Here is a 25,628-nt window from a genome sequence, read left to right on the forward strand (position 1 = left end):
CGTCAAACCGCCGCCGCAAATCCGGCTTTCACGACACTTCTTCTAGGCGCGGGCGGCGCTACAGGGCCGTCCGCGCCCAGCGTCCCGAGGATCGGGCAGTCGGGGCGCGCGTCGCCGTGACAATTGTGAGCAAGGTGGCGCAACGTTCCGATCATGTCGTCCAGATGCCGGCGTCGCTCTTCCAGATCCACCACGTGCGCCAGAGCCACCGCCTTGACCTCGGCGCTGGAGCGCGCCTGATCGCACCAAAGCCCGAGCAGCGTCGCGATCTCCTTGACCTGAAACCCAAGATCGCGGGCGCGCCGCACGAAGCGGAGCGTGGCGATATCCTTGTCTTGATAGACCCGGTAGCCGGAATAGGTGCGCAGCGCAGGGCGTACGAGACCGATCTCCTCGTAATACCGCAGCATCTTGACGGATATCCCGGTCTGCCTTGCAGCTTCCCCGATGTTCATGACCGCCTCCGCAAAAGCGTCGTACATATGGATAGTACGCGCCTTGGCGGTTCGACGGTCAAGCGGGGTTTCTTCATCCACGAGAGTTTGATTGCCGGGCAGCGCGGAGATCGTTTTCCTGCTTGACCCTCCCATGCTGGGAAGCCCCAAGTTGAGGGGGACTTTTGCGCTGGAGGCTGCAATGTCCGCTCACTCTCATCATCATTACCACGACCCTGCGTCGCAGGGCGCCCATGCCCAAGGCCATACCAACGGCGCCACGGAAATGGCTGGCATGGCAACGGACCCGGTCTGCGGCATGTCCGTCAAAATGGGCGACGATGCCCGGTCGCAGTCATACGCTGGCGAAACCTACTTTTTCTGCTCCGACGGCTGTCAGAAAGAGTTCAGGGCCGATCCACATTTCTACGCCTCCGGCAACGCTGCGAAGGCCGACAAGCGCGTCCCAGCCGGGACCGAGTGGACCTGCCCGATGCACCCCGAAATCGTGCGCGACAAGCCCGGATCCTGCCCGATCTGCGGCATGGCGCTGGAGCCGATGGTACCCACTGACGAGCCCAGCGAGGAGCTGGCGGACTTCACCCGCCGGATGTGGATCAGTGCCGCCGCCGCGGTGCCGTTGGTGATCCTGACCATGGGCGAGATGGTGGCCCTCCCGGTGCGCGACTGGGTCGGGCATCAGGCCGCCGTCTACCTCGAATTCCTGCTGGCCACGCCGATTGTGCTCTGGGCGGCGCAGCCGTTCTTCAAGCGCGGCTGGGCAAGTTTCGTCAACCGTTCGCCTAACATGTGGACATTGATCTCGCTCGGCGTCGGCGCGGCCTACCTCTACTCGCTGGTCGCCACCTTCCTGCCGGGGGTCTTCCCCGAGGCCTATCGCATGGGCCACGGCACAGTCGGCACCTACTATGAAGCCGCGGTGGTCATCATCACGCTGATCTTTGTCGGACAGGTGCTGGAACTACGCGCCCGCGAACGCACCGGCGACGCGATCCGCGCGCTGATGGACCTTGCCCCCAAGACGGCGCGGCGCATCATGCCGGACGGCACGGAATACGACGCGCCATTGGAGAACATCGTCGAAGGCGACCTGCTGCGCGTCCGTCCGGGCGACGCCGTGCCGGTGGATGGCGAAGTGGTCGAGGGCCGTTCGTCGGTGGACGAGTCGATGCTGACGGGCGAGCCGGTCCCGGTCGAGAAGACCGAGGGCGACCGAGTGACCGGCGGCACGCTCAACAAGAACGGCACGCTGGCGATCCGGGCCACCCAAGTGGGGGCCGACACCGTGCTGTCGCAGATCGTCGACATGGTGGCGGGCGCGCGGCGGTCTCGCGCTCCGATCCAGGGGTTGGCCGACAAGGTGTCGTCGATCTTCGTGCCGACGGTGGTGCTGATTGCCATCGCGGCCTTCCTGTCATGGCTGTTCCTCGCGCCCGACCCGGCGCTGGTCTTCGCCGTGGCCTCGGCGGTCTCGGTACTGATCATCGCCTGTCCCTGTGCTTTGGGTCTCGCCACGCCGATCTCGATCACCACGGCAGCGGGCCGGGGTGCGCAGGCGGGGGTGCTGATTAAGGACGCCGAGGCGCTCGAGCGCATGGCGCGAGTCGACACGCTGGTCGTGGACAAGACCGGCACGCTGACCGAAGGCAAGCCCAAGCTGACCGACGTGGTGGCCCTGGGTGACCTGGGTGAGAACGACGTGCTCGCACTCGCCGCCGCGTTGGAGCGCGGGTCCGAGCACCCGCTGGCGGAGGCCATCGTCGCAGGCGCCATGCTGCGCGGCGTAGCGATGGATAAGGCCGAGGACTTCGAGGCGGTGACCGGCAAGGGCGTGACCGGCAGGGTCGGCACGCGCCGCGTCGCGCTCGGCAACGCGTCGATGATGGCCGAAACCGGGGTTGCCACCGAACCGGCCGATGTCCGCGCCGACGCGCTGCGCGGTGACGGCAAGACGGCGATGTTCGTCGCGGTCGATGGCGCTTTGGCCGGGCTGGTCGCCGTGGCAGACCCGATCAAGGCGACGACAGAAGCCGCGATCCAGGCGCTGCACGCGCAAGGACTGCGGGTGATCATGGCAACGGGCGACAACCAGCGCACCGCCGAGGCGGTGGCCAAGAGGCTCGGTATCGACGAAGTGCGTGCGGGTGTACTGCCGGCCGACAAGAAGGCGCTGATCGACGAGTTGCATGCCAAGGGTCACCGTGTTGCCATGGCTGGCGATGGGGTCAACGACGCGCCGGCGCTGGCGGCGGCGGACGTCGGTATCGCTATGGGCACCGGCGCCGATGTCGCGGTGGAAAGCGCCGGGCTGACGCTGCTGGGCGGAGACCTGACCGGCATCGTCCGCGCCCGCAAATTGGCCAAGGCGACGCTGCGCAACATCAAGCAGAACCTGTTCTTCGCCTTCGTCTACAACGCCGCCGGGGTGCCGGTGGCGGCGGGCGTGCTCTATCCGGTCTTCGGTGTGCTCCTGTCGCCGATGATCGCCGCCGCCGCGATGTCGCTGTCCTCGGTTTCGGTGATCGCCAATGCGTTGCGGCTGCGCCGCCTGAACCTCTGAAGGAAGAACCGAGAGGCCCCAATCGCCCCGCCGTTCCTTCCTGCAAACCTCGGGGTGCGCGATGGCGCTCCCGGGGTTGGCCCCTGCCCGACCGCGCGGCGCAGTTTCGACTTCGCGCCGCGCCTAGGCACCTTCTGGATGCACCGACACGTCCCGGCGCAGGAGATCGACCTGATCACAGCCCCCTGATCGCACACGACGCCGAAGTTACGACCGCCGACTGGCAAGAGGTCGTGCCCTTCTTGCGGGACTTTTCGTTCAAGACCGGAGCGGAAATGCTGGCCGAGATCATCAAGGGTATGGCGATGCCGCATGACGAAGGGCGCCACGGCAGTCATGCAACTGAAGCCTTCCCGCGCCGCATGACGGGCCAGTACGCCTTGGATCCCATGCCGATGGCGCATGGTGCGGTAATCACGACATGGAGATAGACCTGAACGACTACGAATTCGACGCCCATCGCCGCGCTTTCCGATGAGCGCGTCGAGATGACCTTCCACAACGCGTCGATGATGGCGCACACGATGCAGCTTCACGACCATGCCTTTCAGGTAGTCGAGATGAACGGCCAGCGCTTCGCGACACCGTGGAGGTGGCGCCGATGGCCAGCGTCGCGGTGATTTTCGACGCAGGCGAAGCGGCGCCGTGGATGCCGCCCTGCCATCGCATGGCCCATATGGCGACCGGTCCGATGACCGAACTGGGTGTACGCTTCGCTTAAAGAAGTTCCAGCACGCCCTGACTTGGTCTGACCAACGCTCCCTCGGCCTCGAACGTGGAAAGAATTAGGGGGGTCCACGAATCGTATGGGTCCGCTGTGCGGACGGAGCAGACCTCCGCTGCTTCAGCATGGTGGCCACCGCACCTGTGAGAACCTCTCGGAGAAAGGGCGGAGAGTGTACGTAAGCTACGAGAGGTCGCTACGGCGTCTATTGACCAATCGATGACTGGTTGGTCATGGCGGATGAAGGAAAGGTGCGCCGCGTGCGACGCACCCCCCAAGCAGAACAGGCTCCACGGTTTCGGTAGTTATCCTATCCGGCCACCGTCCTGTTTCTGGATCACGACCACGGCGGGGCGTGGCGGCATGCCATCCGTGAAGTCAGGCCAACGGGTCGAGGGGCTGTCGAAGGTAGAGCCGTCGCCCGGATGCTGGACCGCGAGGAACAGGGACTGATCATCGTTGACGAACCACGGGCCGCACATCTCCGCCCCCACCGGCACGCGGAAGAAATGCTTCGACGTGCCGCGCAGTTCGCCCTCGGTTTCCATCGCCCAGAGGCCGTCGGCGCGCCCGGTGTCCTCGGCCGAATTTCCATCGGTCGCGATCCAGAGCCGGCCCGCCGCGTCGACCGCGCAGTTGTCGGGCATGCCGAACCAGCCATGTTCGCTCGTCGCCGGCGAGAAGGTCGCGCCCACTGCCTCGACCGAGGGGTCGCCGCACTTGACGAGGATCTCCCACGGCATGGTGTCCGCCGCGAAATCGCCCTCCGGCGCGGTGATTTCGATGATGTGGCCGAAGGCGTTTTCGGCGCGCGGGTTGGCCGCGTTCTCGTCGCCCGGCTTGCGGCGCGTGTTATTGGTCAGCATCACGTAGATCTTGCCGGTCTGCTCGTTCGGCTCGACGTCCTCGGGACGGTCCATCGGCGTCGCCTCGAGGAAGTCCGCGGCCCGCCGGGTCTGGATCAGCACGTCGCCCTGGTCGGCAAAGCCGTTCTCGGCGGTCAGCGGGCCCTCGCCATGGATCAGCGGCAGCCATGTCACGGTGCCGTCCGCGTCGAAGCGCGCAACCGAGAGCGTGCCGCGATCGAGGATATTGGGGTCCGGGTTCGCCGGGTCATGCGCGGCCTCGGTGACGAAGCGATAGACGTAGTCGAACCGCTCGTCGTCGCCCATGAACAGCGCGATCCGGCCATCGCCGTTGACCGCCGGCATGGCGCCTTCGTGCTTCATGCGCCCCAGCGCCGTGCGCTTGACCGGGGTCGAGTTCGGGGCGGACGGGTCAACCTCGACGATCCAGCCGTGCCGGTTCGGCTCGTTCGGCTCCTTGTCGATGTTGAAGCGGTCGTCGAACTTGCCCCAGGCATACCACTTGCCCGGCACGCCGTAGCGGGCGTTGAGGATCGTTGCCGGATCGTCCGAGGTTTCGGTCGAGGGCGGCTCTTGGGCGTCGCTCCAGAAGTAGCCGTTGAAGTTCTCCTCGGCCATCAGCCAGGTGCCCCAGGGCGTGATGCCGCCGGCGCAGTTGTTGAAGGTGCCAAGCACGTCGGTCCCGGCCGGGTCGGCCCCGGTCTGCATCTTCGCGTGACCGGCCGCGGGGCCGGAGATTTTCATCGGCGTATCGGCGGTGATCCGGCGGTTGTAGGTCGAATCGCGCACCACCGACCACTTGCCGTCCTCGCCGCGCCGGATCTCGATGACGCTGCCGCCATGCGCGGCCTTCTCGATATTGACCAGTTCCTCGGTTATCTGCGCGAACTCGGCGTCGTCCTGGATGCCGAGACCCGGGAACATCAGTTCCTCATTGGTGTATTCGTGGTGGTTCACGAGCAGCAGCCGGTCCGGATCGTCCGGGGCCTCGGGATGCGGCACCGTCCCGATGAAGTCCGAGTTGTAGCCGAACTGCTGGTTCTGCGCCTCGGCGGTCTGGTTGTCGACGTCGAACTCTGGCGCGCCGGGCAGGACCGGATCGCCCCAGCGGATCAGCACATCGGCGTCGTAGCCCTCGGCCACGACCATGTCCTCGCTGACGCCGGCTTCGATCTCGGTGAAGTCGAAGCTGCTCGCCTCCGCCTGCGCGTGGGCACGGCTGGCGGCCAATGCCATCGGGCTGACCGTGGCCGCGATGGCGGTGAATCCCAACGCGCCCTTCATCAGATCCCGCCGCCCCATGCGAGCGGCGATGACGTCGCCAATCGTTGGGGCATTGGACGTGTTGACGCCCTTGTCATCGGCTGCGTCAAAACGCTGAGAGCGGTTCAGTGGATCGAAAATGGTGAATTTCATGATCTTTCCTCCCTTACCTGGTCACACCACCAGATGGCGCCGATCTTGGCACCGGTGGCGCACGTTGCAACCTTAAGATTGAGACGGCGAAGGCTTCCTCCTCTCGCCCTCCTCCCCGGATGCCACGCTGTTCGGTTACTGGGATGGCGCGTGGCATTGTCCTTGCTGATTGGTACAACGGTGATATCGAGAGCATTAACCGATACGGGGGTCAGAATGAGCGACAGGTTGATGCGGAAGGCAATCATCCAAGATCATGCCGCCTTTCTGGCGGGAGACCATGACTTCCAAGCCGATATCCGGATGCTCGCGAACAGTGACCTCGTTGGCACCATCCTCGAAACGGTCATGCTTGCCACGAACATGCGCTTTGCGGCCGTCGCGCGGGTAACGGCGGATCGCTGGGTCGCCTGTCGGACAGTGGACGAGGTCAATTTCGGTTTGGCCGAGGGTGATGAGATCGAGATCCAGTCGACCTTCTGTCAGTCGGTCCGGGAAACTTCGAAGAAAGTGCTATTCAACGACGTCGCCACCGACGATGTTTTTGGCAACCATCCGATCGCGACCAAATTCGGCATCGTGAGCTACGCCTCGATCCCGATCCATCGCAGCGATGGGAGCTTCTTCGGCACGCTCTGCGCAATCGACACGGAGCCGCGCGATGTGAAGCACCCGCGCGCGGTGGCAATGCTGGAGATGTTCGCGGACGTCATCGGACGAAGCCTTGAAACGGAAGAACGGCTTGAGGCGCAGGAACGCCTGGTCGCGCAGGAGCGCGAAATATCCCGTATCCAAGAAGAATTCGTAGCTGTTCTCGGCCATGACTTGCGCAACCCTGTCGCGGCGCTCGGTGCCGGTTTTCGTCAATTAGACAAGGAGCCCCTGACCGACAGGGCGCGAAAGATCCTGCCTTTGATGCGCTCCTCCCTGCATCGCATGAACGATCTGATCGACAACATCATGCTACACGCCAAGGCCCGGCTGGGCGGTGGCATTCGCGTTTGTGCCACACCGGACGCACCCTTGGCGGAGGCCATCACCCAAGTCGTCGAGGAGGTCCGCGCAGCGTCTCCGGAGCATGAGATCCTGCTCAATCTGTCATTCGACCGACCTGTCAGTTGCGACGCGCCCCGCGTTGCGCAGGCGATCTCGAACCTGCTGTCGAATGCCGTTCGTCATGGAACACCCGGCGCGCCCATCGAGGTGCGGGGTTCGATCAGCGCGCGTGAAATCGAGCTCAGTGTTGCCAATCAAGGCGAGGCCGTGCCCGACGAACTGCGGCAAGATCTGTTCCAGCCGTTTCGGCGCGGCGCTCAAACCAACGGAGAGGGCTTGGGACTCGGTCTCTACATCGCTTCCTCCATCGCCATGGCACATAACGGTCGGATCGAAGTGACATGCGCGAGCGGAACCACCACCTTCGCTTTCAAGGTGCCTGTCTTGGTATCAGCCGCGTGATCCCATCCAAGAATGCGGCATTCGGGCTGCCCCGTGGACGTTAAACGGCGCGTCCGCGACAAGCTGTATGGTAGAGGAGCGCGCTACCGAGTGCCCATTGAAGGTCTGCTTCGGGGCATGTCTTTCGTCCTTCGGTGCCTTTGGTGCCCTTCAAGTGCAAAGGCGGTCACCAGCAGCACAGGCAGTTTGGGTTCGAAGTACAAACTCAGAGAGCCTCCCGAGAGCAGTCTGCTAGAAATGCTACGCAAATCGGCGCCGAGCAAGCGAGACGCCGTGTGTGGCGATATCTTCACTAAGGTTGGTTGCGGGAGCAGGATCTGGTGAAGCACGTACTCTAGGTGAAATCCGAGCCGTCGCGTGATCATCCTGATGCCCGTCGATGACACCACCGCATAGCACGCTCTGTCGTCGGGAGGGCTTCCCGACGTCAATGTCTTGGTCGCGTCTGGCCTTTCAACTGGGCGATTTGATCAGGCGCGCGGGGTTACCGGTATAAATACCTGAGGTTTCAATCGAGCGCAGCACCACTGCGCCAGCTCCGATGAGCGACCCTGGGGCGATTTCCACGCCGTCTCTGACAATAGCCCCGGCGCCGAGCATCGTCCGTTCTCCGATCCGGCAGTCGCCGGCGATGGTCACGTTCCCGGCCAGATAACAGAAATCGCCCACTGCCGTGTGATGCGCGATCGCTGTGCCCGGGTTGATGAGGCAGCCGCAGCCGATGCGGCTGAACACGCCGAGCATGACACCCTCGGCAATCCAGCTGCCGTCGCCGATAGCAGCATTATTGCGGATCGCACGCGGATCGATGGCTGCGGGCAACTCGTAGCCCATCTCGCGCGCTGCAGCAAAAACGCGCGCCCGGCCAATGTTCCGGTCGGCATAGCCAACACAGACGAACATCGCATGGGTCTCGGGAGGGAAGAATTCCTGGACCCGATCGAATGGTACGACGGGCAAACCTTCGAAGTCTTGGACAGTCGCATGCTCCCGGTCGACGGTCACGGCAACGACCCTGCGGTCCATCACGACGTCCAGGTAATATCTGAGACGTTGCGACATGCTCCCCAAACCGAATAGCACCACCGGCTTATGCGTCTCGATCATCAAGTGCACTCCCATGATCCGCGCAGATGCGATTCCGCCTTCGGTCCCATCATGAACAGCAAATCGATAATACTGACCCGCGGGTCAAATGGTTCGGCGATCTGCTGGTATTCAGGATATCCAGAGTAATCCATCCAGTCGAGATCAATGCCGGCCGTCTGCCATGTCTCGGGGCTGATGTAACTCTTGGCGGCAGGACCCGACAGGTACCGGTCGCCCCCCAGATAATGCACGATGTCGACTAGGCGCTGCTCGCGCGTACCTCTGATGCCAAGTTCGGAAGCCCGCAGGCATGGAGTCGCGATGCTCAGATACGCCATGAAGTCGCGCGTGAGCGTGATCGTGAAATCGGACAGCCTGTCGCCCGCCGTCTCGTACCGTTTGTTTAGAATTGCGATGATCTCATCGAAATACGGGGTTCGTTTGTAGGATTGGTTCAGCACGGCCATATGCTTGCGCCGCCAATCCGAAGCATTATCTATTATAGCTTCATTTATAGTGCGACTTACCGCGCCACTGCGGACTGGAACGGTTAGCCAAGCGGTATCGCCCGTGGACAATCGGATCCGGTTCCGGTTGCGCCAGTCCCGAGCGGTGTATTGGACATCGTCGAGAAAAACGAAGACGTCACAACGCGAGATGAAATCGAAATAACCGCGCCAAGGAAGAAAATTCGGCTGAATGATTCCGACGGTGGTCATCTGGAGCGGCCGAAAAAGTCGAAGATCGTATCCACGATATGATCGATCGTGTCGCGATCCAGAAAAAGACCCATTGGAAGGCGAAGCAGCTGTTCCGAGATGCGCTCGGTTACCGGAAGGTCCCCGGGACGGCCACCGAAGGCGCGGCCGAAGGGTGAGGTGTGGAGCGGCACGTAGTGAAACACGGCCTGTACGTCGGCTTGGGCCAAATGCGCGATGAGCCGGTGCTTTTCCTGCTCGCTCGACAACAGCAGGTAAAAGATGTGCCCGTTGCCCTCTCCGGGCGCCGGCACGTGAGGCAGGCCAATATGTCCGAGCTTTTGCAGCGGGGTCAGTGCGGCATGGTAGTCATGCCAGATCGTGCACCGTCGCGTTGTCACATGGTGCAACTGTTCAAGTTGGCCCAACAGATAAGCGGCCGAAAGCTCTGACATGGCATAGGACGAGCCTATGTCGACCCAGCTGTACTTTTCGGTCTGGCCGAGCCGGAAGGCGCGTCGATTGGTGCCTTTGTCCCGCAACACATGGGCGCGCTCGATCAAGCTCGGGTCATTGACGATCAAGGCGCCGCCTTCGCCGCATCCGACATTCTTGGTCTCGTGAAACGAGATCGCCGACAACGCCCCTTCAAGTCCGACCGGGCGACCATCGCGCATGCTCCCCAATGCTTGTGCCGCGTCTTCGACCACCTGCAGGCCGTGCCGCGTCGCGATTGCGAGGATCGCCGTCATGTCACAGGGGTTGCCCGCATAATGGACCGGGACAATGACCTTGGTCCGCGGCGTGATCGCGGCCTCGATCTGGGCAGGATCGAGATTGAGGGTAATGGGATCGATATCGACGAAACGCGGAACCGCTCCACGCAGGCAGAAAGCGTTGGCCGTGGAGACGAATGTGAAGGAGGGCAGGATGACCTCATCGCCCGGCGCTATGCCTGTCAAGATGGCCGCCAATTCAAGTGCGTCCGTACAGGAGGCCGTGAGAAGTACGGCGTTGTTCTCGAAGTGACCCCTGAGACGATCCTCGGCCCTTCGCGTGAAATCTCCATTCCCGCCAAGTCGACCGCTCGTCATGACCTCCGTTACATAGGTCGCCTCTAGGCCGACCGGCCCGGTCCGGTTAAAGGGAACGTGCATGTCACACTACCCTATGCTGGGAAAATTCGCCTCGGGACCGGCTATGTCTGTCTAGAAGGTCAACGATGCTCGAGGCCCGTTCCAGATTAGCCGCGCGAGACCAGTTGCCGGCGATCACCCGCCGGTTCTGGGCCTGCAGTTCAGCTTCGAGTGGTGCGCCCAGCAAAGCCTTGTCAGCGCGGTTGTCGATGGCAAAGACCGCCGCTCCTAGGCCTTTGAAGAAGCGATAATGCGTGTTCTCGCTGCGAAAGAAGACACGCGCTCCTTGAGCCAGGGCCAGGCTGGAAGTGCCAAGGGCTTGGCCTCGACGCTGGTTGAGCACCAAGGTCCCGCATTTCCTGACGATCTTGGAATAGCTCTCGAAATCCATCCATTCTCGCAGGGCCAGAACCCGATTTCCGAACAGGGCCCGCGCGCGGTGCTCGATCATTTTTCCATACTCTGCATCGCCGTAATTCAGGGGCAAGACGATCCGTCCTTGAATGTCACCCGATCGGCGCACTGCTTCGAGGGCTTCTAGGTGGTTGCATGACCATGTAGCGCGGTTTCCGATCATGATGTCGACGCCGCTCACCAATTCCTTTGGCGGCTCCACGACGTAATACTTGAACACTGGCGTCCAGTCCGCCGCGAACCCGGGCGCTGCGCGAGCCAGTTCCGGCACCGGCTCGACGCTCGCGTAATAGTCGATCTCCTGCGCGATTTGGCGGACCCACGGGGTGGCAAGAACCCGGCCCGTCAGGCGTTTCGCAACGGCTCGATAATCGGGGCCGACAGATCTATAGATGAGCGCCGAGGTCAAGCGAGTGGCCGCCGAGGCCTGCGGCACGTCGGCGCGTCGCGCAGCCCTGGTATCGCGCCGCAGCGCGGCGGTTCTCGGCAGGAACTGGCTGGCTTGCAGGAGGGGAACGGCGTTCATCAGGTCAGCGCCCCAAACCGACCAGAGCACCGGAGTATGAAAAGATCGCGCAAGGACCGGTGCCACCATAGGCGAAGCCAAGGAATGCAGAATGATCGCATCGGCGCGTTTTGCGGCGGCCGATGCCCGGGCCTCGAACTGTGCAAGTGTATCACAGATGCGAAGGGCTGGATGTTCGAAGCCATCGCTATGGGTGTCGGCAGCCCCCGGCATGGCCATGAATTCATTGCGGCCCGAATGCACCGTTTCCATCACATCCACGATATGGCGCAACGTCTTCCGGTCATCCGGCAGCAGATTGAGCACTCTCAGATTTGGCATGCCGAATATTTCTCGCGATCAGTCATCGGTTTCTCCACCAGTCCAACGCTCGCTTCTCTCTGCCCGAGAGTGCGGTTGTCCCGGATGGGCATGGATCCATAGGGCGCTGCATCTTCCCCTAAGCCTGACCGTTCTCACATCTCGGATCACCCCACACAATGCTGGTATCAGGCCTTATTGCACAAATTCCTTGCTGATCAGACTTCCCCTTTCCCCAGACACACTTACCCCACGGCCTTTGTGACGGATATGTCGATAGCGGTATATCCATTCATGATGGCAAAGCGGATCTGGCCCTTGGCGACCTGACGATCAAAGTCCCGCGCCCTGAGGCGCGGCTTCGGCGGTGGTATCCACTTCCGTTTCGCCAGATCTCTCGCCCCAGATATTTTGACACCCGCAGTGCTTCCTTCCGTGCCACCGAACCGGCCGTGGTCGGCTTTCAGGGTCTGGCGTTTTGCGGGGCGGGATGACGGCGTGGGCGCCTCTATCCGCGATGGCATCGTGGCATTGGCGCGTGTCATAGGCGCCTTCTGCGGTCACGATGCCGATCTCCTGCTCAGGCGGGGTCTGGCTGAGCAGATCAGGCAGCACCGGTGCGTCGCAGATGTGGTTCCCGCTGATCGCGACCGCCCGGACCTCCAGTGTCTGCTCGTCGATCCCGAGGTGGATCTTGCGCCAGACGCGCCGTTTGGTGCCACCATGCTTGCGCGCATGCCACTCCCCTTCGCCCTCAACCTTGATCCTGGTGCTGTCGACCAGCAGGTGCTGTGGGCCTCTGGAGCCGCGATAGGGGATGTTCACGGCGAGGGTCTTCTGGCGATGTGACAGGGTGCTGAAATCTGGCACCGTCCAGTCTAAGCCGACCAGCTACAGCAGGCTCTCCACGAAACCCGTGGTCTGGCGCAACGCCATGCCGAACAGAACCTTCATAGTGAGACAGGTCTGAACGTCGGTATCGCTGTAGGTCTACCGGCGGCCGCGCTTACGGGTGGACGCAACGCCCCACTTCATCTCGGGGTCGAACCAGATCGTCAGCGAGCCCCGGCCTTTGGGCGCCTCGTTGTAGGAGGGCCAGTTCGTCACCTTGTAGGTCGAGGGGGTGGGTTTGCTCATGGCCGCCACCTACCACGCTGGATTTACGAGATGAATCCTATACGGGCTTTGTGCAACATGGTCTGTTCCGGTCTGCGACGATGACATCGACTTCCATGCGAGACGTGCGCGTCGTGGAGCCCCGCGAAAGTATCGCAACCGAATGTCCGTCGTCAACGAGCGCATTCGTAATCGCGCCGCCGAGAAAGCCAGTTCCGCCGACAACCAAGCACCGCATCTGAATTACTCCCGTGAGATCGGCCTCAGGCTATGCAGCGGACAGATATTCGACGAATCGAATGTCGTGAATGGGCTCTGAGCCGCTGTTCGTCGGATACCCTACTGTCGGCTATGGGCCGAAAGCGGCCGTAGTCCGCAGCCATTGGCCAGATTCTTCGCGGACCAGAGCCAAGCTGAGGCATATTCAGCGAACTGGCGGGCATGAATAGCAGACTGACCCGCGACAACCCAGTTAGGATTACTGTCGCTCAATTCTACGGAAGCCTTAACACCCACTTTCGCCCCTCCTTTAGCTTGCGTTTCTATCCCCAGTCCGATGATCCCACCTCCCGACCTCCCAAGCAGGAGGTAGAGAGGTGGGAGAGGCGCGGCAGGAGCATCCGGTGGTGATGCGGATGCAGGGTCTTAGGCCGGAGAACCTTCACGGCTACGAGAGGCATCGCAAGCGAGAAGGCGATGATACTGCGCACGTGAATCAGTCCCTATCGAGGCTGAACGAGCGCCTCATCGGGCGCGAGGACTGGGCGCAGTTCGTGCACGGGGAGATCCAGCGAATGCGGCTTGCGAACTTCGATCGCGAGCTGACGCGGCTCCGCGAGCGGCGGCGCACGAGCGAGATCGAGCGGTGCCTAGTGGAGGGTGCCAAGGAGCCCTGGCGCCCGACGCGGCATGGTCCCCTGCGGGAGGTGATCCTGACGGCCAATGCCGAGTGGTTCAGGGGACCGATGGCGATCCGTTCGAGGACAGGTACGAAACCCGCGAGCAAGATTTCCAGCGGCTCGGTGTTGACTGGCTCAGGAAGACCTTCGGGAACGACTGCGTTCATGCGCGCGCTGACCGTGACGAGCAGGCCTACCACATCCACGCTGTAATCCAGCCGCGCGCCATCGCGAATGTCGGGCGCATGATGCTTCAGCCGTCGCAGCCCCGGTTATCCGGAACTACGAAAAGGGGCAGGACGACGTCGGCGCTTGGTTCGCGGCCGCCGGTATCGGATTGAAGCGGGGCGAGCGCCGGAAGGGAAAGGTCCGCAAAGCCATCGAGCACAACAGGCAGCTACGAAAGGACCAGCAGCAAGGTCAGCGGCTCGAGGAGGCTGAGGCGCCGCTCCCGGAGTATCGGCAGCATGTCAGTCCACGCAAATGGCGAATGGAGCAGGACTGCAAGCTCGCTGAGCGCGAGACCGAAGTCCGGAGCCGCGAAGAGCGCGTCCTCGACGCCGAGGGCGCCGTCGCGGAGCGCGAGAAGCACGCGGACCGAATGGATCGCGAGGCGCACGAGGTGCTGGCGGTCGCGCAGGCCGTGGCGGATGGCAACCTCACCGGCTTGGACCAGGACCAGAGGGGTGAAGGCGAAGAAGCTCCCGTCACAGACAGGCCGACGCTGGCGCGGCGTCTCTTTGGAAGGGCCATTGACCATCTGCGGACAGAACAGCGGGCGGAGGCACGAGATGAAATCGCCGGGGCTTTCGACCAGATCCGCCGCGCGGACGATGCGATCGTGCGGATCGCGAACCTGCTGCCGATCAGGCTGCGCCAGCAGGTTGCGTCGGCCCGCAAGTCGCTCAGCCACGCCATCATGATGCTTAGCGGACAGGGTGGAGGCGCGCGGGAGCAGGATGAGCTGCGGGACTAACTTCTTTTCCGCACTCGCTTCCGACCGGAAACGCTCGGACGAAGATACTCCTCAGGGCCGGGATGGCCCATCCAAAAATCCACGAACGAGGAAGACCTCATGAACGACGAACTAAAGAAACAGCCCACGCCGTGCGCGCCCGAAACCGACCGGTCGCAGCCCGAGGCGAAGAAGCGCCGCAAGAAGCCGCCGCCTATCGACTTCAACGCGCTGGATGCCCACCAGCAGAAGACAATCCATAACATCGCGACCGCCGGTGCCCGCGTCGCGAACGCCCAGCGGAAGGTGCGGGAGGGCCAGCAGCGCGCCATGAAGGCGACGCTGGCTGAGATCCTGGCTGATGCCTAGGGGGCCGATCCGCGCTTTCTTGACGTCCTCTTCCGGGAACTGCTCGACAACGCGACTGCGGCGAATGCGAAGAAGATTGCCGCGCACCCGCTCTGTTCCGCCGCTCTGGCCGAGCGCCACCGGCCCGCGGCCTGATCGACCCGCCATTCCGTACCTGACAGGGGCGCAGCGTTTGCTGCGCCCGTTTGCGTTGGCGACTCCGTCCTCGCCCGCGCGCAAGCAACGCCTTGTCGGAGCCGCTGCTCAGCCGGCGCCGCCCCACGGTGTCGGCCCCTCAGGCAGGCCGCGGCCGAAGACGTTTTCACGGTGCCAGCGCAGGTTCTCCGGATGCGGCGCGTTCCGTGAGTCCTCGGGCCGGACCAGCTTGCCATCCGGCGCCAGTAGCCGCCCCACAACATCGCCCGGCACCTTGTTGTGCGAGACGAGGATCGTTTCGCAATCGTCGGCGACGGAGATCAGGCCACGGTCGAACATCCAGTGCAGCGTTCCGGACAGTGCCAACCCGTTACGCACCGAGTCGCTGCCTTGGCTTTCCACGGGGCGGATATGCGCCGCCTGCACCTCGGGCCGCCCGCCGCCGTTGCGCAGCATCAGGCCGGACATGGCGCAGCGGTAGCCGTAGGCCTCGCGCACCTTCCGGCGGAACGCGACATCGCGGTAGGGCCTCCGGGTAAGCCGCTCAAGCACCGGGCGCTCGAAGGGCTTCACCTCATCATTAACCTCAGCCGGTTGCGGATCGTAGCGTATTGCCTCGATCTGCTCCAGTTCCTGAGGCAGGCCGAGGTTCACGATGCGGGCGAAATCCGCCTCCGGCAGCCGCCGCACGGCAAGCTGCACCGCTCCGCCCTTTTTCGGCGTGCCATCGGGTTCGGTCAGCGCGGTTTCCAGGGGTCGCCCCTGCACTAGCCGTGGCACCTCCCAGTCGAATGAAAGGAAGCTGCCAGGCTCGATCATGGCCAGGAACCGGCCTTCGACTCCCGGCTTCGGGATCACCCGGTCTATCCTTGCCACGGCAAAGTAACCGCGCGGCCCGGCTTTCACCGGTTCGTAATAGACGATCCAGTCGCCCACGGCCTCCTCGATGGCCTTTAGATAGGAGCGCGGGAAGTCGTAAACGATGTCAGGCTCATCCTCGTAGATCGAGTTAGCCTTGTGAAGGAGGACAAGCTTCGCCATGCGCCCAGAAAATCCGTAACAGGCGGAGATGCAAGGATTCTATGCGCGGAGTGTGCAATCTTCAGTTGCTGCGAAATCTTGCGGATACCCCCACATTGCATCCCGAATAAAGCGACTCGAGAGCAGCAATTAACGGCTGGGCCGCGCCCCTCGTCCAGTTGAACCAGCGCCAAATGCATTGACAGTTTGTCTCCCGCAGGATCGACAGACCCCGAAAAGAGCTGCAATCAACGGCCGGGCAGCGCCCCCTGCCCCCGTTCGAACCTATGTCATACGCTTTGACAGTTCGTCCTCAGAAGCGCGATGGATCCGTAGAAGAAACTGCAACCGACGGGCGGGTAATGCTCCTGGCCATTTGCGGGTTCGCGTCCTCCCCGAACGAGATACGCAAGCGCTGTTCACAGGTTCGGTAATCGTCGCATATCCTTGCGAAACGGGGACAGGGCCGCGACTGCCATGGCCGACTTCGAACCATACGAATTCACCTAAGCCCCCATTCGGGCACTAGCAGCACAGCTAAGGGTTGACGTTACGTCAAAAAGGATGGCGAAATCGGTACTGTTCACGAATGCGTGGAGTCGACTGATGATGTTTCTCCGTCCCGTTATCCTCGCCGGCCTTCTACTGTCTTTCCCGGCTCGGGCCGATGAGCATTCAGTCATAGTCACCACGCTCAACTGGCCGCCCTATGTTTCCGAGGAACTGCCGAAGGGGGGGGCGACGGCCAACGTTGTGCGCCATGCCTTTGCTGCGGTGGGTACGACAATCGAAGTTCGCACCTTACCGTGGAAACGGGCGATATCAACGGCGCGGGACACGGAGGGGACAGTTGCCTACTTCCCCGGCTACCATTGTCGGCATGTCGAGGGCTTCACCCCCTCCGATCCGATCGGGGATGGTCCATTGGGGTTCGTCGAACATGTCGACGCGCCCGTTGGCTGGGAGCGGGTTGACGATATCGGCGAACAGAAGCTGAAGGTCGGAACAGTTCTCGGATACGCCAATACCGACGAGTTCGACGAGAAGGCCGGGACCGGCTGGATTCATGCCATTCCTGCCGCCGACGATGTCACCAACCTGCGCAAGCTATCGCTGCAGCGCATCGACATCGCCGTGATCGACAAGTTGGTCTTGGCCTATCTGCTGGCGACCGAGCCTTCGCTCGAAGGGCTGGACGCGGTGCTGCGCTTCAACCCGCGCCCGCTGGAGCACAAGACGCTCTACCTGTGCTTCAACGACGACGAAACGGGGCGCGCCATGCGCGACCACTTCAACACCGGGCTCTCACGGCTCGACGTTCCCGCCCTCGTCGAGAGCTACTTCGCGGACGAGTTCTGATGCTGGGGCAGGCGCGCATGGAAGCCGGTCCCGGCGCACCGATGCAGGGCCTGCAACGGCTGACCAGCTCGGTGCAGGGCAAGCTTCTGGCATATCTGCTGCCGCTGGTCATGATCTCGACGATCATTGTCTTCGGCCTGTTCGAATGGAATGCCCGCCGATCGGCTGAGGCGCAGCTCCACGTCAAGCTCGACAAGCTTGCGGAAATCCAGAGCGCAGTCGTGACAGAGGCGTTGTGGAACGTCGCCGATGAGCAAATTAAGCTGATCCTCGCTGCAGTGATGACCGACGAGGACGTTCTAGCGGTATCGGTTCTCGACGAGCGGGACCGGATCGTCGCCGCGCTCGGCGCGCCTGATGCCTTTGAGCGCAGCATCTTCACGGCCCGTCGCGATATCCTCTACGACGCGGGAGACCACGACCTGAGGATCGGGACGTTGCGGATCGCGCTCTCCGATGCGCGACTGACAGAATTGGCGCGCGAGCGTCTCACTCTCGCCCTGATCCTCGCGGGGATCCTGATGGCGGCCGTCGTGACCGCGACGCTCATTGCCAACAGCCGGATCATCGGAAGGCCGCTCTCGTTGCTCATGGCCTCGATCAACCGGGCCTTGTCCAGCGAGCCACGCCGCCGGGTCGACTGGGACAGCGGTGACGAGATCGGCCGCGTCGTAACGGCCTTCAACGAGATGCAGGCGCGGCAGGACGCCTATGAGACGGAGCTGCGCGCCACCAACGACGATCTGGAACGCCGGGTGGAAGAGCGCACTGCCGAGCTGGCAGGCGCCGAAGCCACTGCGCAGCAGGCTCGTGGCCAGCTCACCGATGCGATCGGCAGCATCTCGGAGGGCTTTGCCCTCTTCGACGAAGCCGATCGGCTGGTCGTCGCCAATCGCCGCTACCGCGAGATCATGCTGGGTGACGGCGAAAGCGAACTTCAGACCGGTCTGTCCTTCGAGGAGCTGCTGCGAAGATCGGCCCGGACGGGCGTCTTTCCGAATGCGCGTCAGGACCCGGAAGATTGGGTCCAGCGCCAGCTTTCTCGTCATCGCGGCCCCGGCGCGCCCTATGTACAGGAGCTGTCGGGCAATCGCTGGCTGCAGGTCAGCAACCGGCGTACGGCCGAGGGGGGGACGGTCGCCGTCCATTCCGACATCACCGAAATCAAGCGCATCTCCGACGAGCTGAAACGCGCCAAGGAGGCCGCGGAGGCCGCCAATGAGGCCAAGAGTGCTTTCCTTGCCACCATGAGCCACGAGATCCGGACGCCGCTGAACGGCATCATCGGGATGAGCACGCTTCTCGCTGGCACCGATCTCGACGACGACCAACGTGACTTTAGCGAAACGATCGTCACTGCGGCGGACACGTTGCTGACCATCATCAGCGACATCCTCGATTTCTCTAAGGTCGAGGCCGGCGCACTCGAGTTGGAGCGGACGCCAATGGATCTCGGCGAAACGATCGAGGCGGCGGTGGAGATCGTCGCGTCCAAGGCCGCCGAGAAAGATATCGAGCTGGCCTGCCGGATCAACCCGGACGTGCCAGCCGGGATGATCGGCGATCCGGTCCGCCTCAAGCAGATCCTCATGAACCTACTCAACAACGCCGTGAAATTCACCGAGAAGGGCGAGGTCGTGCTGACGGTTTCCTCCATGATGCCCGATGCGAGCCAGACGCCGGGCGAGACCGCGCTCTTGATATTCGAGGTGCGCGACACCGGGATCGGCATTCCCGAGGGCCGGATGAACCGGCTCTTCAAGTCCTTCAGCCAGGTCGATGCCTCGACCACCAGACGCTATGGCGGTACCGGCCTCGGCCTCGTCATCACCAAGCGCCTGGTCGAGCTGATGGGCGGCGAGATCAGGGTTGCGAGCGAGGTGGGTCGGGGCACGACATTCTCCTTCACCCTGCCAGGCGAAGTGGCCGCCATTCCGGACCGCGCCAGCCGCGAGAAACAACTGGGCGCGATCCGCGGCACCCGCATCCTCGTTGTCGACGACAACCGTACCAATCGTATCATCCTCTGCGAGAAGTTTCGTGCATGGAACCTGGTGCCCCAAGGCTGCGGCGATCCAGAAGAGGCGCTTGAGCTGCTGGTGAAAGGGAGTGAATTCGACATCGTCGTGGTCGACTACAAGATGCCGAACATGAACGGCTTCGAGTTCACCAGCGCCGTGCGCGAGCGGCTGAAGGGTACGGCTCCACCCATGATCCTCTTCAGTTCGATCTCGCCGATGGAGGGCCGCTTTCGCGAAGCGGTGGCCGAAATGAATTACGCCGCGGCCCTGACCAAGCCGGCCAAGTCCGACCAGCTGCTTCACGCTCTGGTCCGAACCCTCGCTCCTGACGAGATGCTGAGCCCACGCGGCACCAGATCGGCGCAGGCCGAGAGTGTCATCAAGGACGATCTGCGGGTGCTGCTGGTCGACGACAATGCCATCAACCAGAAGGTCGGGCGCAAGATCCTCATGCGCCTCGGCTTCGAGCCGACCGTCGTCGGCAGCGGCGAGGAGGCGATCGATGCCTGCCGCGGCGACGCGTTCGACATCGTGCTGATGGATATCGAGATGCCGGAGATGGATGGGGTGACGGCGACGCGTAGGATCCGTGAGACATTGCCCGCAGGCGAGACCCCCTACATCGTCGCGCTTACCGCCAACGCGATGCATTCCGAGCGCGAAACCTACCTGCGCTCGGGCCTTGACGACTATCTCAGCAAGCCGATCGACGTGGAGGCGCTGAGCGCCAGCCTCTTTGCGGCCCGGCGGCTGCGCGAGACACGCCTCGGCGGTTTGGAGGCAGCGGACCGATGAGAGACGACGTGATCGATCCCTCTGCGTTGGAAAGACTGCTGGCCGCGATCGGCGGCGACCCCGAGGATCTGGAGGAATTGCTGGGGGACTTCCAGCACGAAGGACCGCGAACCCTGTCGCAAATGCAAAGCGCCGCCCGCGCGGGCGACCGCGATGCGCTGCGCATCTCGGCTCACAGCCTGAAATCCAACGCGCGCGACTTCGGAGCCGTCGCGCTCGCCACCGCATGCGAAGGCACGGAGCATGCCGCCATCACCGACGAGCTCGAGGCACTTCGGATGCGCGTCCACTTGATCGCCACCGAGCTGGACCGGGCTTGCGGCGCCCTTGCAAAGCTGGCGCAGCGCGATGGATGACGCCCCCCTTCACGCGTCCGAGGCAAAGGCGCCCCTAGCACTGATCCTCGTGGTCGATGACAACCCCATCAACCGCAAGAAGCTGCGCATTGCGGTGAACAATCTGGGGCACGATGCCGAGCTCGCCGTGGATGGCCGCGAAGCGCTCGAGATGTTGACGGAGCGGGATTTCGACGCGGTTCTGCTGGACATCGTGATGCCGGAAATGGACGGCTTCGACGTGCTTAGCCGGATGAAGGCGAACCCGTCGACGCGCGACGTGCCGGTCATTGTGGTTTCCGCCCTTGACGACGAAACCGAGAGTGTCGTGCGTGCCATCGAGCTGGGCGCCGAGGATTTCCTGCCCAAGAGCTTCGACCTGGTGATCCTGAAGGCGCGGCTCGAGGCATCGCTCTCTCGCAAGCGCTTCCGGGACCAGGAGAAGGAATACTTCGGCCGCATCGAACGGCTGACCGCGGCAGCCGAAAAGCTCGAACACGGGCGCTTCGACCCTGACAGCTTGGCGCTTGACGACCTGGTCCGACACAACGATCCGCTCGGGCGGCTCGCGGCTGTCTTCCGCGGCATGGCCAACGAGATCTACGAACGCGAGCTGAAGCTGCACCGGGCCATCGCAACGCTTCAGGGCGCCTTCCTCGTACTGGCCGTCGGCCTCGTCTGGGGCCTCACCCCCGCCCTATCGCGCATGGCCGCTGGCCTGGGTTCGAACCCATTGGGGCTCGCTGTCTGGGTCAACGGCATCGCAGCACTGCTCTGCCTCGGCATTGCCTGCTATCGGCGGTGCCTGCCGCAGTTGAGCTGGAAGGAACTGCGCTTCTTCGTCTACTGGGCGGTCATCGCCGGTATACTGCAACGCATGACTACCTTCGTCGCTGCTGCCAATGTCGAGGCGGCGATGCTGTCGCTGATCGTGACGTTGCAAGGCTTCATCGTCTTTGCCGTCGCCGCTGTGACCGGCATGGAGAGGGCCAACGCGAAGCGCCTCATGGGTCTGCTGGTTGGTCTCAGTGGCGTCTCTCTGGTCCTTTTCACCCGCTTCGACGTCGCGGCTGGCGCGCAGAAAGCTTGGCTTATCTTCGCGATGCTCCTGCCGCTTCTCTTTGCCCTGGAGGCGCTGGTGCTCGCGGGCAAACGCCCCTCGCACGTGGACATCTTCGCCTCGGTCGGCTTGATGATGGGTCTCTCTGCCGCCTTCCTGGCCCCTGTCGCTTGGGCCACAGATAGCCTCCTGCCGCTCGGTCCGGACATCGGCCGGCTGGAGATGCTGGTCCTCCTGATGGGCCTCGTGGGCGCCTCCTCTTTGCTTCTAGCTTTCCACCTCGTGGCTACGGCCGGAGCGGTATTCTACAGCCAGAGCGCCTATGCCATGACCATCGCGGGCGTCGTCTGGGGCATGCTGCTGCTGGGCGAAGAGCTTTCGCCGCTGGCGTGGCTGGCCTTCGCGACCATCATTCTGGGCATGTATCTCGTGGAGCCCAAGCGCAACGACGAGGAACTGCTGATCAAGCGGTCCTTCGCCCAGTGACCTCGCCCGCAGGATCCGCATCCATGCGATGCGCGATCGGGATGGTGACCGAAAATTCCTTACCGGCCTGACGCGGCTGCACCAGGAAAAAGCCCAAGATCACCATGCCGAGCGCCCCCCAAGCCAGCATGGGCAATTGCTCGCCCAACAGGATCATTCCCCACGCAATGCCTGCCAGGGTCTGAACATAAGCCACCTGACCCGCGAAAACCGCCCCAGCCCGCGCCACGATCTCCAGCGACACCGCGACCGCCAGTCCGATGGCGAGGCCAAAGGCGATGAGCACCATGCCAAGCTGCGGACCGGCGTCCGAGGGGAATACCGGCTCACCGGATGCAAGCCCTATGACAACGAGAAGGCCGGCGGCGAGGATCATCATCAGTCCTGCCGCGGCATAGGGGTCGAGGTCCCTCGGCCGCCAGGCCATCACCAGCGTATGGACCGCTAGTATCGCCGGCAGGCCCAGCGTCGCCAGCGTCCAGCCGAACCCCGCCTCCGTCTCCATGGACCCCTGCGCGACCAGCACCGCTCCCACCGCCGCCAACCCCAGCCCCAGACCCAGCACCCTACGCCCGCTCGGCCGCTCCAGTGACAACAGCGCCGCAAGCCCGAAGACCATGAAGGATCGGGATGAGGACACGAGGGCGATCGTCGTCGCCTCCACCTGCGATGCCACCACGTTCAGCCAGACCCGGTAGAGGCATCCGAAGACCACCGCCGCAACCAAGCAGAAACTCAGGTTCCGGGCGCACAACTTCGGCACTCTCCCCCGCCAGACCGCGACAGCGAAGCATCCCAGCGCCCCGACAAGGTTGGTCGCGACAGACACTTCGATCGCGCCGCCGCCCAGCTCCGCAGCAATTCGGCCCAGCGCCGGGGCACCGCCGATCAGCCCGCCCGCGACGATCAGCATGATCACGCCCCAGAGCGTCTTTGCACGCATGTCGCTGCGCTGCTCGCGCGCATAAAAGACCTCGGTCAGCTGCCCCAGCACCGCTGCCAGCCGGCCCAGCGCGTCGTGTCGCGCAGCCACATGGCCGATCTCGAGCTCCGCCGGACGGAACGGCCCGGCCTCGATCACCTTCGCGGCCCGGGTCAGGGCTTCGACGTCGCGCAGGTAGTCAAGCTCTCGGTCACGGAAGCGCTTCTTGGTCAGGGTCGAGCCGAGACGGGCTCGCAGGACCGTCAGATCGTAGCCCTTGGGCAGGAAATCCTCCGCCCCGAGATCGAGCGCCTGCGCGACGCTCTCGGCCTCCTCCTCGAGCGCCGAGACGACGATCACTGGAATGTCCCGCAGCCTGCCCTGTAGCCCGAGCTGGCGCAGCACCTCGAACCCATCCATGCCGGGCATGACGATGTCGAGGAAGACCACGTCGATGCCGTCGTCACTCAACCGCTTCAGCGCCTGCGAACCACCTCGTGCTATCTCCACCCCGTGGCCGAGCGCCGCGATCGTCATGGCAAGCTTGCGTGCGCTCAGCGGATCGTCATCTACTACCAGAACGGAAGCCCTGAAGACCTGTGAAGGACATTCCACCTCGACCCCCGCAACTCGCACCTGCAACCCAAGCGATCATAGCAGAGAATGCCGAAACTTACCTAAGGGAATGAGGCCACCATATTCCGACCTCTAGATTGTCAGCCCCGGAATGAGGTGGCGCGGATACCGGGAAAGCGTCGCTTTCATGACCCGACCCTTACCGTTTGGCCTGTTATCTCCGGGGACGGGATCGCGGGTTTCTCCGATGAAGTGCAGGAACCCAATGCCGGTCAGCGCCCCTCCTCCAGTTGAACCTGCGCGGCGCGATTCTTGGGGGCGGGCCCCCATGGTCTGCCCCCGATGAAGGGCTCCGCCCATCGGAGTAGACTTGTTCCGTCGCGGGTATCACATTGGTTCTGAATTGCGTGACCATATCGGATCTGCGGCACCTCGTGATTTCGAACCGGGACTTGCTGTGGGCGATCGCAATCTTTCTGGCTGTCGCGCCGGGTCTTTACTGAGAGGAAATCGCGCTGCGCTTTGCCGTCGCCAGTGGCGTGTTCCCCTTAGGATTGGTCTTTGGCTGGCTGGGTTGATCGGCGCGGGTGATATTAAACTGATGGCAGCACTGCTATTGCTGACTCGCTCTGTGTCGCTGCCAGATTTCCAATGCCCTTCGCGGCCATGACCTTGATCAGCGTGATCGCTATCACCGCGCTTCGTTGCGCCCAAATCCCCGGCCTCACGACTTGGCGATCGGTTCAGATCGCCCACGCCCTGCCACTCGGCGTGTCCATCTCCTCGTCGGGCCTGATCACGGGTGTCGACATGACGGTTGCGAGCCTGGTCTTTGTCTGACCATATCTTTTGTAGGCGCGACCTGGCAAAGGAAGCATGAGAAGGCTTCCATGGAAGGCTACGTGGTAGTCAAGACCCTTCGGGATGAACGGGAAGAACGCGAGGTCCGGTTTCGCCAGATGGACGACGCTTCCCCTCAGCAGGCCGAGCACGGGGTTAGCCGATCTGTTGCAGTGGCAGCAAGGTCCCGAGCCCCCCAACTCGCAACGAATTCGGCGAGCCTGCCTCGATGCCGAGTGCTGCGCACGGCAGAAATGCTACGAGATGGAGGCTGCGTCGTGTACTGTGGATTTGGTTACTCGAGCCTGCCACCACTGAAATCTAGGTATATTTTCAGCAGGTTATAGATTCGAATTTCGTTGGCTCGGGTCTGGATGCGGGAGCAGGATGTCAACAATGGTTGCACGTAGATGCATAAGACACGCTGCCGATTTCAAAGCCCCAGAAGCGAGCGCCGCCGCAGGCCTCCTTGGCGACAACACCGGCAACACTTGGCTAAAAAAAGACTGGAAAGGCCGGGCGTGGAGAAGAGGCGAAACCGGTGCCTCCGAAGGCGTCGGGCGATCACTCGCCGTAGGGTACCCAGATATTCTTGATCTGCGTGGCGCGGTGCAGGAAGCCGCGGCCCTGGCCCTCCTTGGCCAGCCAGTCGCGCGCAGCCCCGTCCTCGACCCAGGATTGCTTGAGGTTGCCCGCCGAGGCCTCCTCGATCATCCGGCCGCCGTCCTTGGTGCCGAAGTACCAGATGCCTGCCACGTCGTCGTGCTCGGCCAGCGTCTTGGCCATCGCGTCACGCTCGCCCGCGATGATGTTGACGACCCCGCCCGGCAGGTCCGAGGTGTCGAACACCTGATAGAGATCGGTCGCGGCCAGCGGATGGGTCTGGCTCGGGATCGCGACCACCGCGTTTCCCATCGCAATCGCGGGCAGCACGAGACTGACGAAGCCCAAAAGCGGCTGCGCGGTCGGGCAGGCGATGCCCAAGACGCCCAAAGGCTCGTGCATGGCGAGCGTGGTTCGAAAGGCTCTCGAGGGGCGACGATTGCACCGGAACTCCTTGGGGGACCATGACCGTCATCGTCTTCTCCTCTTGATGGT

General features: G+C 63.1%; 21 protein-coding genes and 3 pseudogenes. 13 read left to right on the forward strand and 11 right to left on the reverse strand.

Going from position 1 to position 25,628, the window contains the following annotated elements:
* Positions 1–2: 2 nt before the first annotated feature.
* Complete coding sequence (gene cueR / locus AADJ02_RS16265; RefSeq protein ID WP_341214057.1) at positions 3–482, reverse strand: Cu(I)-responsive transcriptional regulator; 480 nt, start codon at positions 480–482, stop codon at positions 3–5.
* A 238-nt stretch (positions 483–720) separates the two neighbouring features.
* Between cueR and AADJ02_RS16270 the strand changes: the two genes are divergently transcribed.
* From AADJ02_RS16270 to AADJ02_RS16280, 3 genes and pseudogenes are all read left to right on the forward strand, one after another.
* Entirely contained in the window at positions 721–3,015 is a 2,295-nt protein-coding gene (locus AADJ02_RS16270) for a heavy metal translocating P-type ATPase (RefSeq protein ID WP_341214107.1), read from the forward strand.
* A gap of 275 nt (positions 3,016–3,290) precedes the next feature.
* Complete coding sequence (locus AADJ02_RS16275) at positions 3,291–3,446, forward strand: hypothetical protein (RefSeq protein WP_341214058.1); 156 nt, start codon at positions 3,291–3,293, stop codon at positions 3,444–3,446.
* Positions 3,447–3,503: 57 nt separating this feature from the next.
* Positions 3,504–3,736 (forward strand): annotated as a pseudogene (locus AADJ02_RS16280) (multicopper oxidase domain-containing protein).
* Between the two features lie 308 nt (positions 3,737–4,044).
* Here the strand turns inward: AADJ02_RS16280 and AADJ02_RS16285 are convergent.
* Positions 4,045–6,021 carry a PhoX family phosphatase gene (locus tag AADJ02_RS16285; protein WP_341214059.1) on the reverse strand — a complete coding sequence of 659 codons (1,977 nt, stop codon included), beginning with the start codon at positions 6,019–6,021 and terminating at the stop codon, positions 4,045–4,047.
* A 216-nt stretch (positions 6,022–6,237) separates the two neighbouring features.
* Here AADJ02_RS16285 and AADJ02_RS16290 point away from each other — a divergent pair, with 216 nt between their 5' ends.
* A complete protein-coding gene (locus tag AADJ02_RS16290; protein ID WP_341214060.1) occupies positions 6,238–7,479 on the forward strand; it encodes a GAF domain-containing sensor histidine kinase in 1,242 nt (413 codons plus the stop codon).
* 453 nt (positions 7,480–7,932) lie between these two features.
* Here AADJ02_RS16290 and AADJ02_RS16295 read toward each other — a convergent pair whose 3' ends face one another.
* From AADJ02_RS16295 to AADJ02_RS16320, 6 genes and pseudogenes are all read right to left on the reverse strand, one after another.
* Positions 7,933–8,586: a NeuD/PglB/VioB family sugar acetyltransferase gene (locus AADJ02_RS16295; protein ID WP_341214061.1), complete on the reverse strand. Its 654-nt coding sequence runs from the start codon at positions 8,584–8,586 to the stop codon at positions 7,933–7,935.
* Positions 8,586–9,287 carry a WbqC family protein gene (locus AADJ02_RS16300; protein ID WP_341214062.1) on the reverse strand — a complete coding sequence of 234 codons (702 nt, stop codon included), beginning with the start codon at positions 9,285–9,287 and terminating at the stop codon, positions 8,586–8,588. Before AADJ02_RS16300 ends, AADJ02_RS16295 begins: the two co-directional genes overlap by 1 nt.
* On the reverse strand, positions 9,284–10,423 hold the full coding sequence (rffA, locus tag AADJ02_RS16305) for a dTDP-4-amino-4,6-dideoxygalactose transaminase (RefSeq protein WP_341214063.1): 1,140 nt from the start codon (positions 10,421–10,423) through the stop codon (positions 9,284–9,286). Before rffA ends, AADJ02_RS16300 begins: the two co-directional genes overlap by 4 nt.
* A gap of 1 nt (position 10,424) precedes the next feature.
* Positions 10,425–11,648 carry a TDP-N-acetylfucosamine:lipid II N-acetylfucosaminyltransferase gene (locus AADJ02_RS16310; RefSeq protein WP_341214064.1) on the reverse strand — a complete coding sequence of 408 codons (1,224 nt, stop codon included), beginning with the start codon at positions 11,646–11,648 and terminating at the stop codon, positions 10,425–10,427.
* A 327-nt stretch (positions 11,649–11,975) separates the two neighbouring features.
* Positions 11,976–12,596, reverse strand: a pseudogene (locus tag AADJ02_RS16315) (IS5 family transposase).
* A gap of 36 nt (positions 12,597–12,632) precedes the next feature.
* Positions 12,633–12,779, reverse strand: coding sequence for a hypothetical protein (locus AADJ02_RS16320; RefSeq protein ID WP_341214065.1), 147 nt, complete (start codon positions 12,777–12,779; stop codon positions 12,633–12,635).
* Between the two features lie 142 nt (positions 12,780–12,921).
* On the opposite strand from AADJ02_RS16320, the gene AADJ02_RS16325 reads away from it, so the two are divergent.
* The 4 genes from AADJ02_RS16325 (at position 12,922) to AADJ02_RS16340 (ending at position 14,981) form a co-directional block, all read left to right on the forward strand.
* A complete protein-coding gene (locus tag AADJ02_RS16325; RefSeq protein ID WP_341214066.1) occupies positions 12,922–13,077 on the forward strand; it encodes a hypothetical protein in 156 nt (51 codons plus the stop codon).
* 304 nt (positions 13,078–13,381) lie between these two features.
* Positions 13,382–13,870: a hypothetical protein gene (locus AADJ02_RS16330; RefSeq protein ID WP_341214067.1), complete on the forward strand. Its 489-nt coding sequence runs from the start codon at positions 13,382–13,384 to the stop codon at positions 13,868–13,870.
* A gap of 277 nt (positions 13,871–14,147) precedes the next feature.
* Positions 14,148–14,633, forward strand: coding sequence for a hypothetical protein (locus tag AADJ02_RS16335; protein WP_341214068.1), 486 nt, complete (start codon positions 14,148–14,150; stop codon positions 14,631–14,633).
* Positions 14,634–14,732: 99 nt separating this feature from the next.
* Positions 14,733–14,981, forward strand: a complete 249-nt coding sequence (locus AADJ02_RS16340; RefSeq protein WP_341214069.1) for a hypothetical protein — start codon at positions 14,733–14,735, stop codon at positions 14,979–14,981.
* Between the two features lie 243 nt (positions 14,982–15,224).
* Here the strand turns inward: AADJ02_RS16340 and AADJ02_RS16345 are convergent, their stop codons facing one another.
* Positions 15,225–16,157: an HNH endonuclease gene (locus AADJ02_RS16345; protein ID WP_341214070.1), complete on the reverse strand. Its 933-nt coding sequence runs from the start codon at positions 16,155–16,157 to the stop codon at positions 15,225–15,227.
* Between the two features lie 585 nt (positions 16,158–16,742).
* On the opposite strand from AADJ02_RS16345, the gene AADJ02_RS16350 reads away from it, so the two are divergent.
* Genes AADJ02_RS16350 through AADJ02_RS16365 form a run of 4 tightly spaced genes read left to right on the forward strand, consistent with a single transcriptional unit; the run spans position 16,743 to position 22,192 of the window.
* A complete protein-coding gene (locus tag AADJ02_RS16350) occupies positions 16,743–17,495 on the forward strand; it encodes a hypothetical protein (RefSeq protein WP_341214071.1) in 753 nt (250 codons plus the stop codon).
* Positions 17,495–20,311: a response regulator gene (locus AADJ02_RS16355; protein WP_341214072.1), complete on the forward strand. Its 2,817-nt coding sequence runs from the start codon at positions 17,495–17,497 to the stop codon at positions 20,309–20,311. The genes AADJ02_RS16350 and AADJ02_RS16355 overlap by 1 nt, the downstream gene beginning before the upstream one ends.
* Positions 20,308–20,667 carry an Hpt domain-containing protein gene (locus AADJ02_RS16360; RefSeq protein WP_341214073.1) on the forward strand — a complete coding sequence of 120 codons (360 nt, stop codon included), beginning with the start codon at positions 20,308–20,310 and terminating at the stop codon, positions 20,665–20,667. Before AADJ02_RS16355 ends, AADJ02_RS16360 begins: the two co-directional genes overlap by 4 nt.
* Positions 20,639–22,192, forward strand: coding sequence for a response regulator (locus AADJ02_RS16365; RefSeq protein ID WP_341214074.1), 1,554 nt, complete (start codon positions 20,639–20,641; stop codon positions 22,190–22,192). Before AADJ02_RS16360 ends, AADJ02_RS16365 begins: the two co-directional genes overlap by 29 nt.
* Here AADJ02_RS16365 and AADJ02_RS16370 read toward each other — a convergent pair.
* Positions 22,170–23,750 carry a response regulator gene (locus AADJ02_RS16370; protein ID WP_341214075.1) on the reverse strand — a complete coding sequence of 527 codons (1,581 nt, stop codon included), beginning with the start codon at positions 23,748–23,750 and terminating at the stop codon, positions 22,170–22,172. The genes AADJ02_RS16365 and AADJ02_RS16370 overlap by 23 nt on opposite strands.
* A 606-nt stretch (positions 23,751–24,356) precedes the next feature.
* Between AADJ02_RS16370 and AADJ02_RS16375 the strand changes: the two genes are divergently transcribed.
* Complete coding sequence (locus AADJ02_RS16375) at positions 24,357–24,530, forward strand: hypothetical protein (RefSeq protein ID WP_341214076.1); 174 nt, start codon at positions 24,357–24,359, stop codon at positions 24,528–24,530.
* Between the two features lie 564 nt (positions 24,531–25,094).
* Here the strand turns inward: AADJ02_RS16375 and AADJ02_RS16380 are convergent.
* Positions 25,095–25,544: pseudogene (locus AADJ02_RS16380) on the reverse strand (aldehyde dehydrogenase family protein); the annotation flags it as partial.
* Positions 25,545–25,628: the final 84 nt, after the last annotated feature.

It is taken from the genome of uncultured Limimaricola sp. (assembly GCF_964022235.1).
Taxonomy (GTDB): Bacteria; Pseudomonadota; Alphaproteobacteria; order Rhodobacterales; family Rhodobacteraceae; genus Limimaricola.

Bases quoted from the DNA above. Each gene is read 5' to 3' on its own strand.
- rffA (WP_341214063.1), bottom strand. From the start codon at position 10,423: ATGCACGTTCCCTTTAACCGGACCGGGCCGGTCGGCCTAGAGGCGACC.
- AADJ02_RS16345 (WP_341214070.1), bottom strand. From the start codon at position 16,157: ATGGCGAAGCTTGTCCTCCTTCACAAGGCTAACTCGATCTACGAGGAT.
- AADJ02_RS16290 (WP_341214060.1), top strand. From the start codon at position 6,238: ATGAGCGACAGGTTGATGCGGAAGGCAATCATCCAAGATCATGCCGCC.
- AADJ02_RS16375 (WP_341214076.1), top strand. From the start codon at position 24,357: ATGACCTTGATCAGCGTGATCGCTATCACCGCGCTTCGTTGCGCCCAA.
- AADJ02_RS16275 (WP_341214058.1), top strand. From the start codon at position 3,291: ATGCTGGCCGAGATCATCAAGGGTATGGCGATGCCGCATGACGAAGGG.
- cueR (WP_341214057.1), bottom strand. From the start codon at position 482: ATGTACGACGCTTTTGCGGAGGCGGTCATGAACATCGGGGAAGCTGCA.
- AADJ02_RS16285 (WP_341214059.1), bottom strand. From the start codon at position 6,021: ATGAAATTCACCATTTTCGATCCACTGAACCGCTCTCAGCGTTTTGAC.
- AADJ02_RS16300 (WP_341214062.1), bottom strand. From the start codon at position 9,287: ATGACCACCGTCGGAATCATTCAGCCGAATTTTCTTCCTTGGCGCGGT.
- AADJ02_RS16360 (WP_341214073.1), top strand. From the start codon at position 20,308: ATGAGAGACGACGTGATCGATCCCTCTGCGTTGGAAAGACTGCTGGCC.
- AADJ02_RS16295 (WP_341214061.1), bottom strand. From the start codon at position 8,586: ATGATCGAGACGCATAAGCCGGTGGTGCTATTCGGTTTGGGGAGCATG.
- AADJ02_RS16340 (WP_341214069.1), top strand. From the start codon at position 14,733: ATGAACGACGAACTAAAGAAACAGCCCACGCCGTGCGCGCCCGAAACC.
- AADJ02_RS16350 (WP_341214071.1), top strand. From the start codon at position 16,743: ATGATGTTTCTCCGTCCCGTTATCCTCGCCGGCCTTCTACTGTCTTTC.
- AADJ02_RS16355 (WP_341214072.1), top strand. From the start codon at position 17,495: ATGCTGGGGCAGGCGCGCATGGAAGCCGGTCCCGGCGCACCGATGCAG.
- AADJ02_RS16325 (WP_341214066.1), top strand. From the start codon at position 12,922: ATGTCCGTCGTCAACGAGCGCATTCGTAATCGCGCCGCCGAGAAAGCC.
- AADJ02_RS16335 (WP_341214068.1), top strand. From the start codon at position 14,148: ATGGAGCAGGACTGCAAGCTCGCTGAGCGCGAGACCGAAGTCCGGAGC.
- AADJ02_RS16320 (WP_341214065.1), bottom strand. From the start codon at position 12,779: ATGAGCAAACCCACCCCCTCGACCTACAAGGTGACGAACTGGCCCTCC.
- AADJ02_RS16270 (WP_341214107.1), top strand. From the start codon at position 721: ATGGCTGGCATGGCAACGGACCCGGTCTGCGGCATGTCCGTCAAAATG.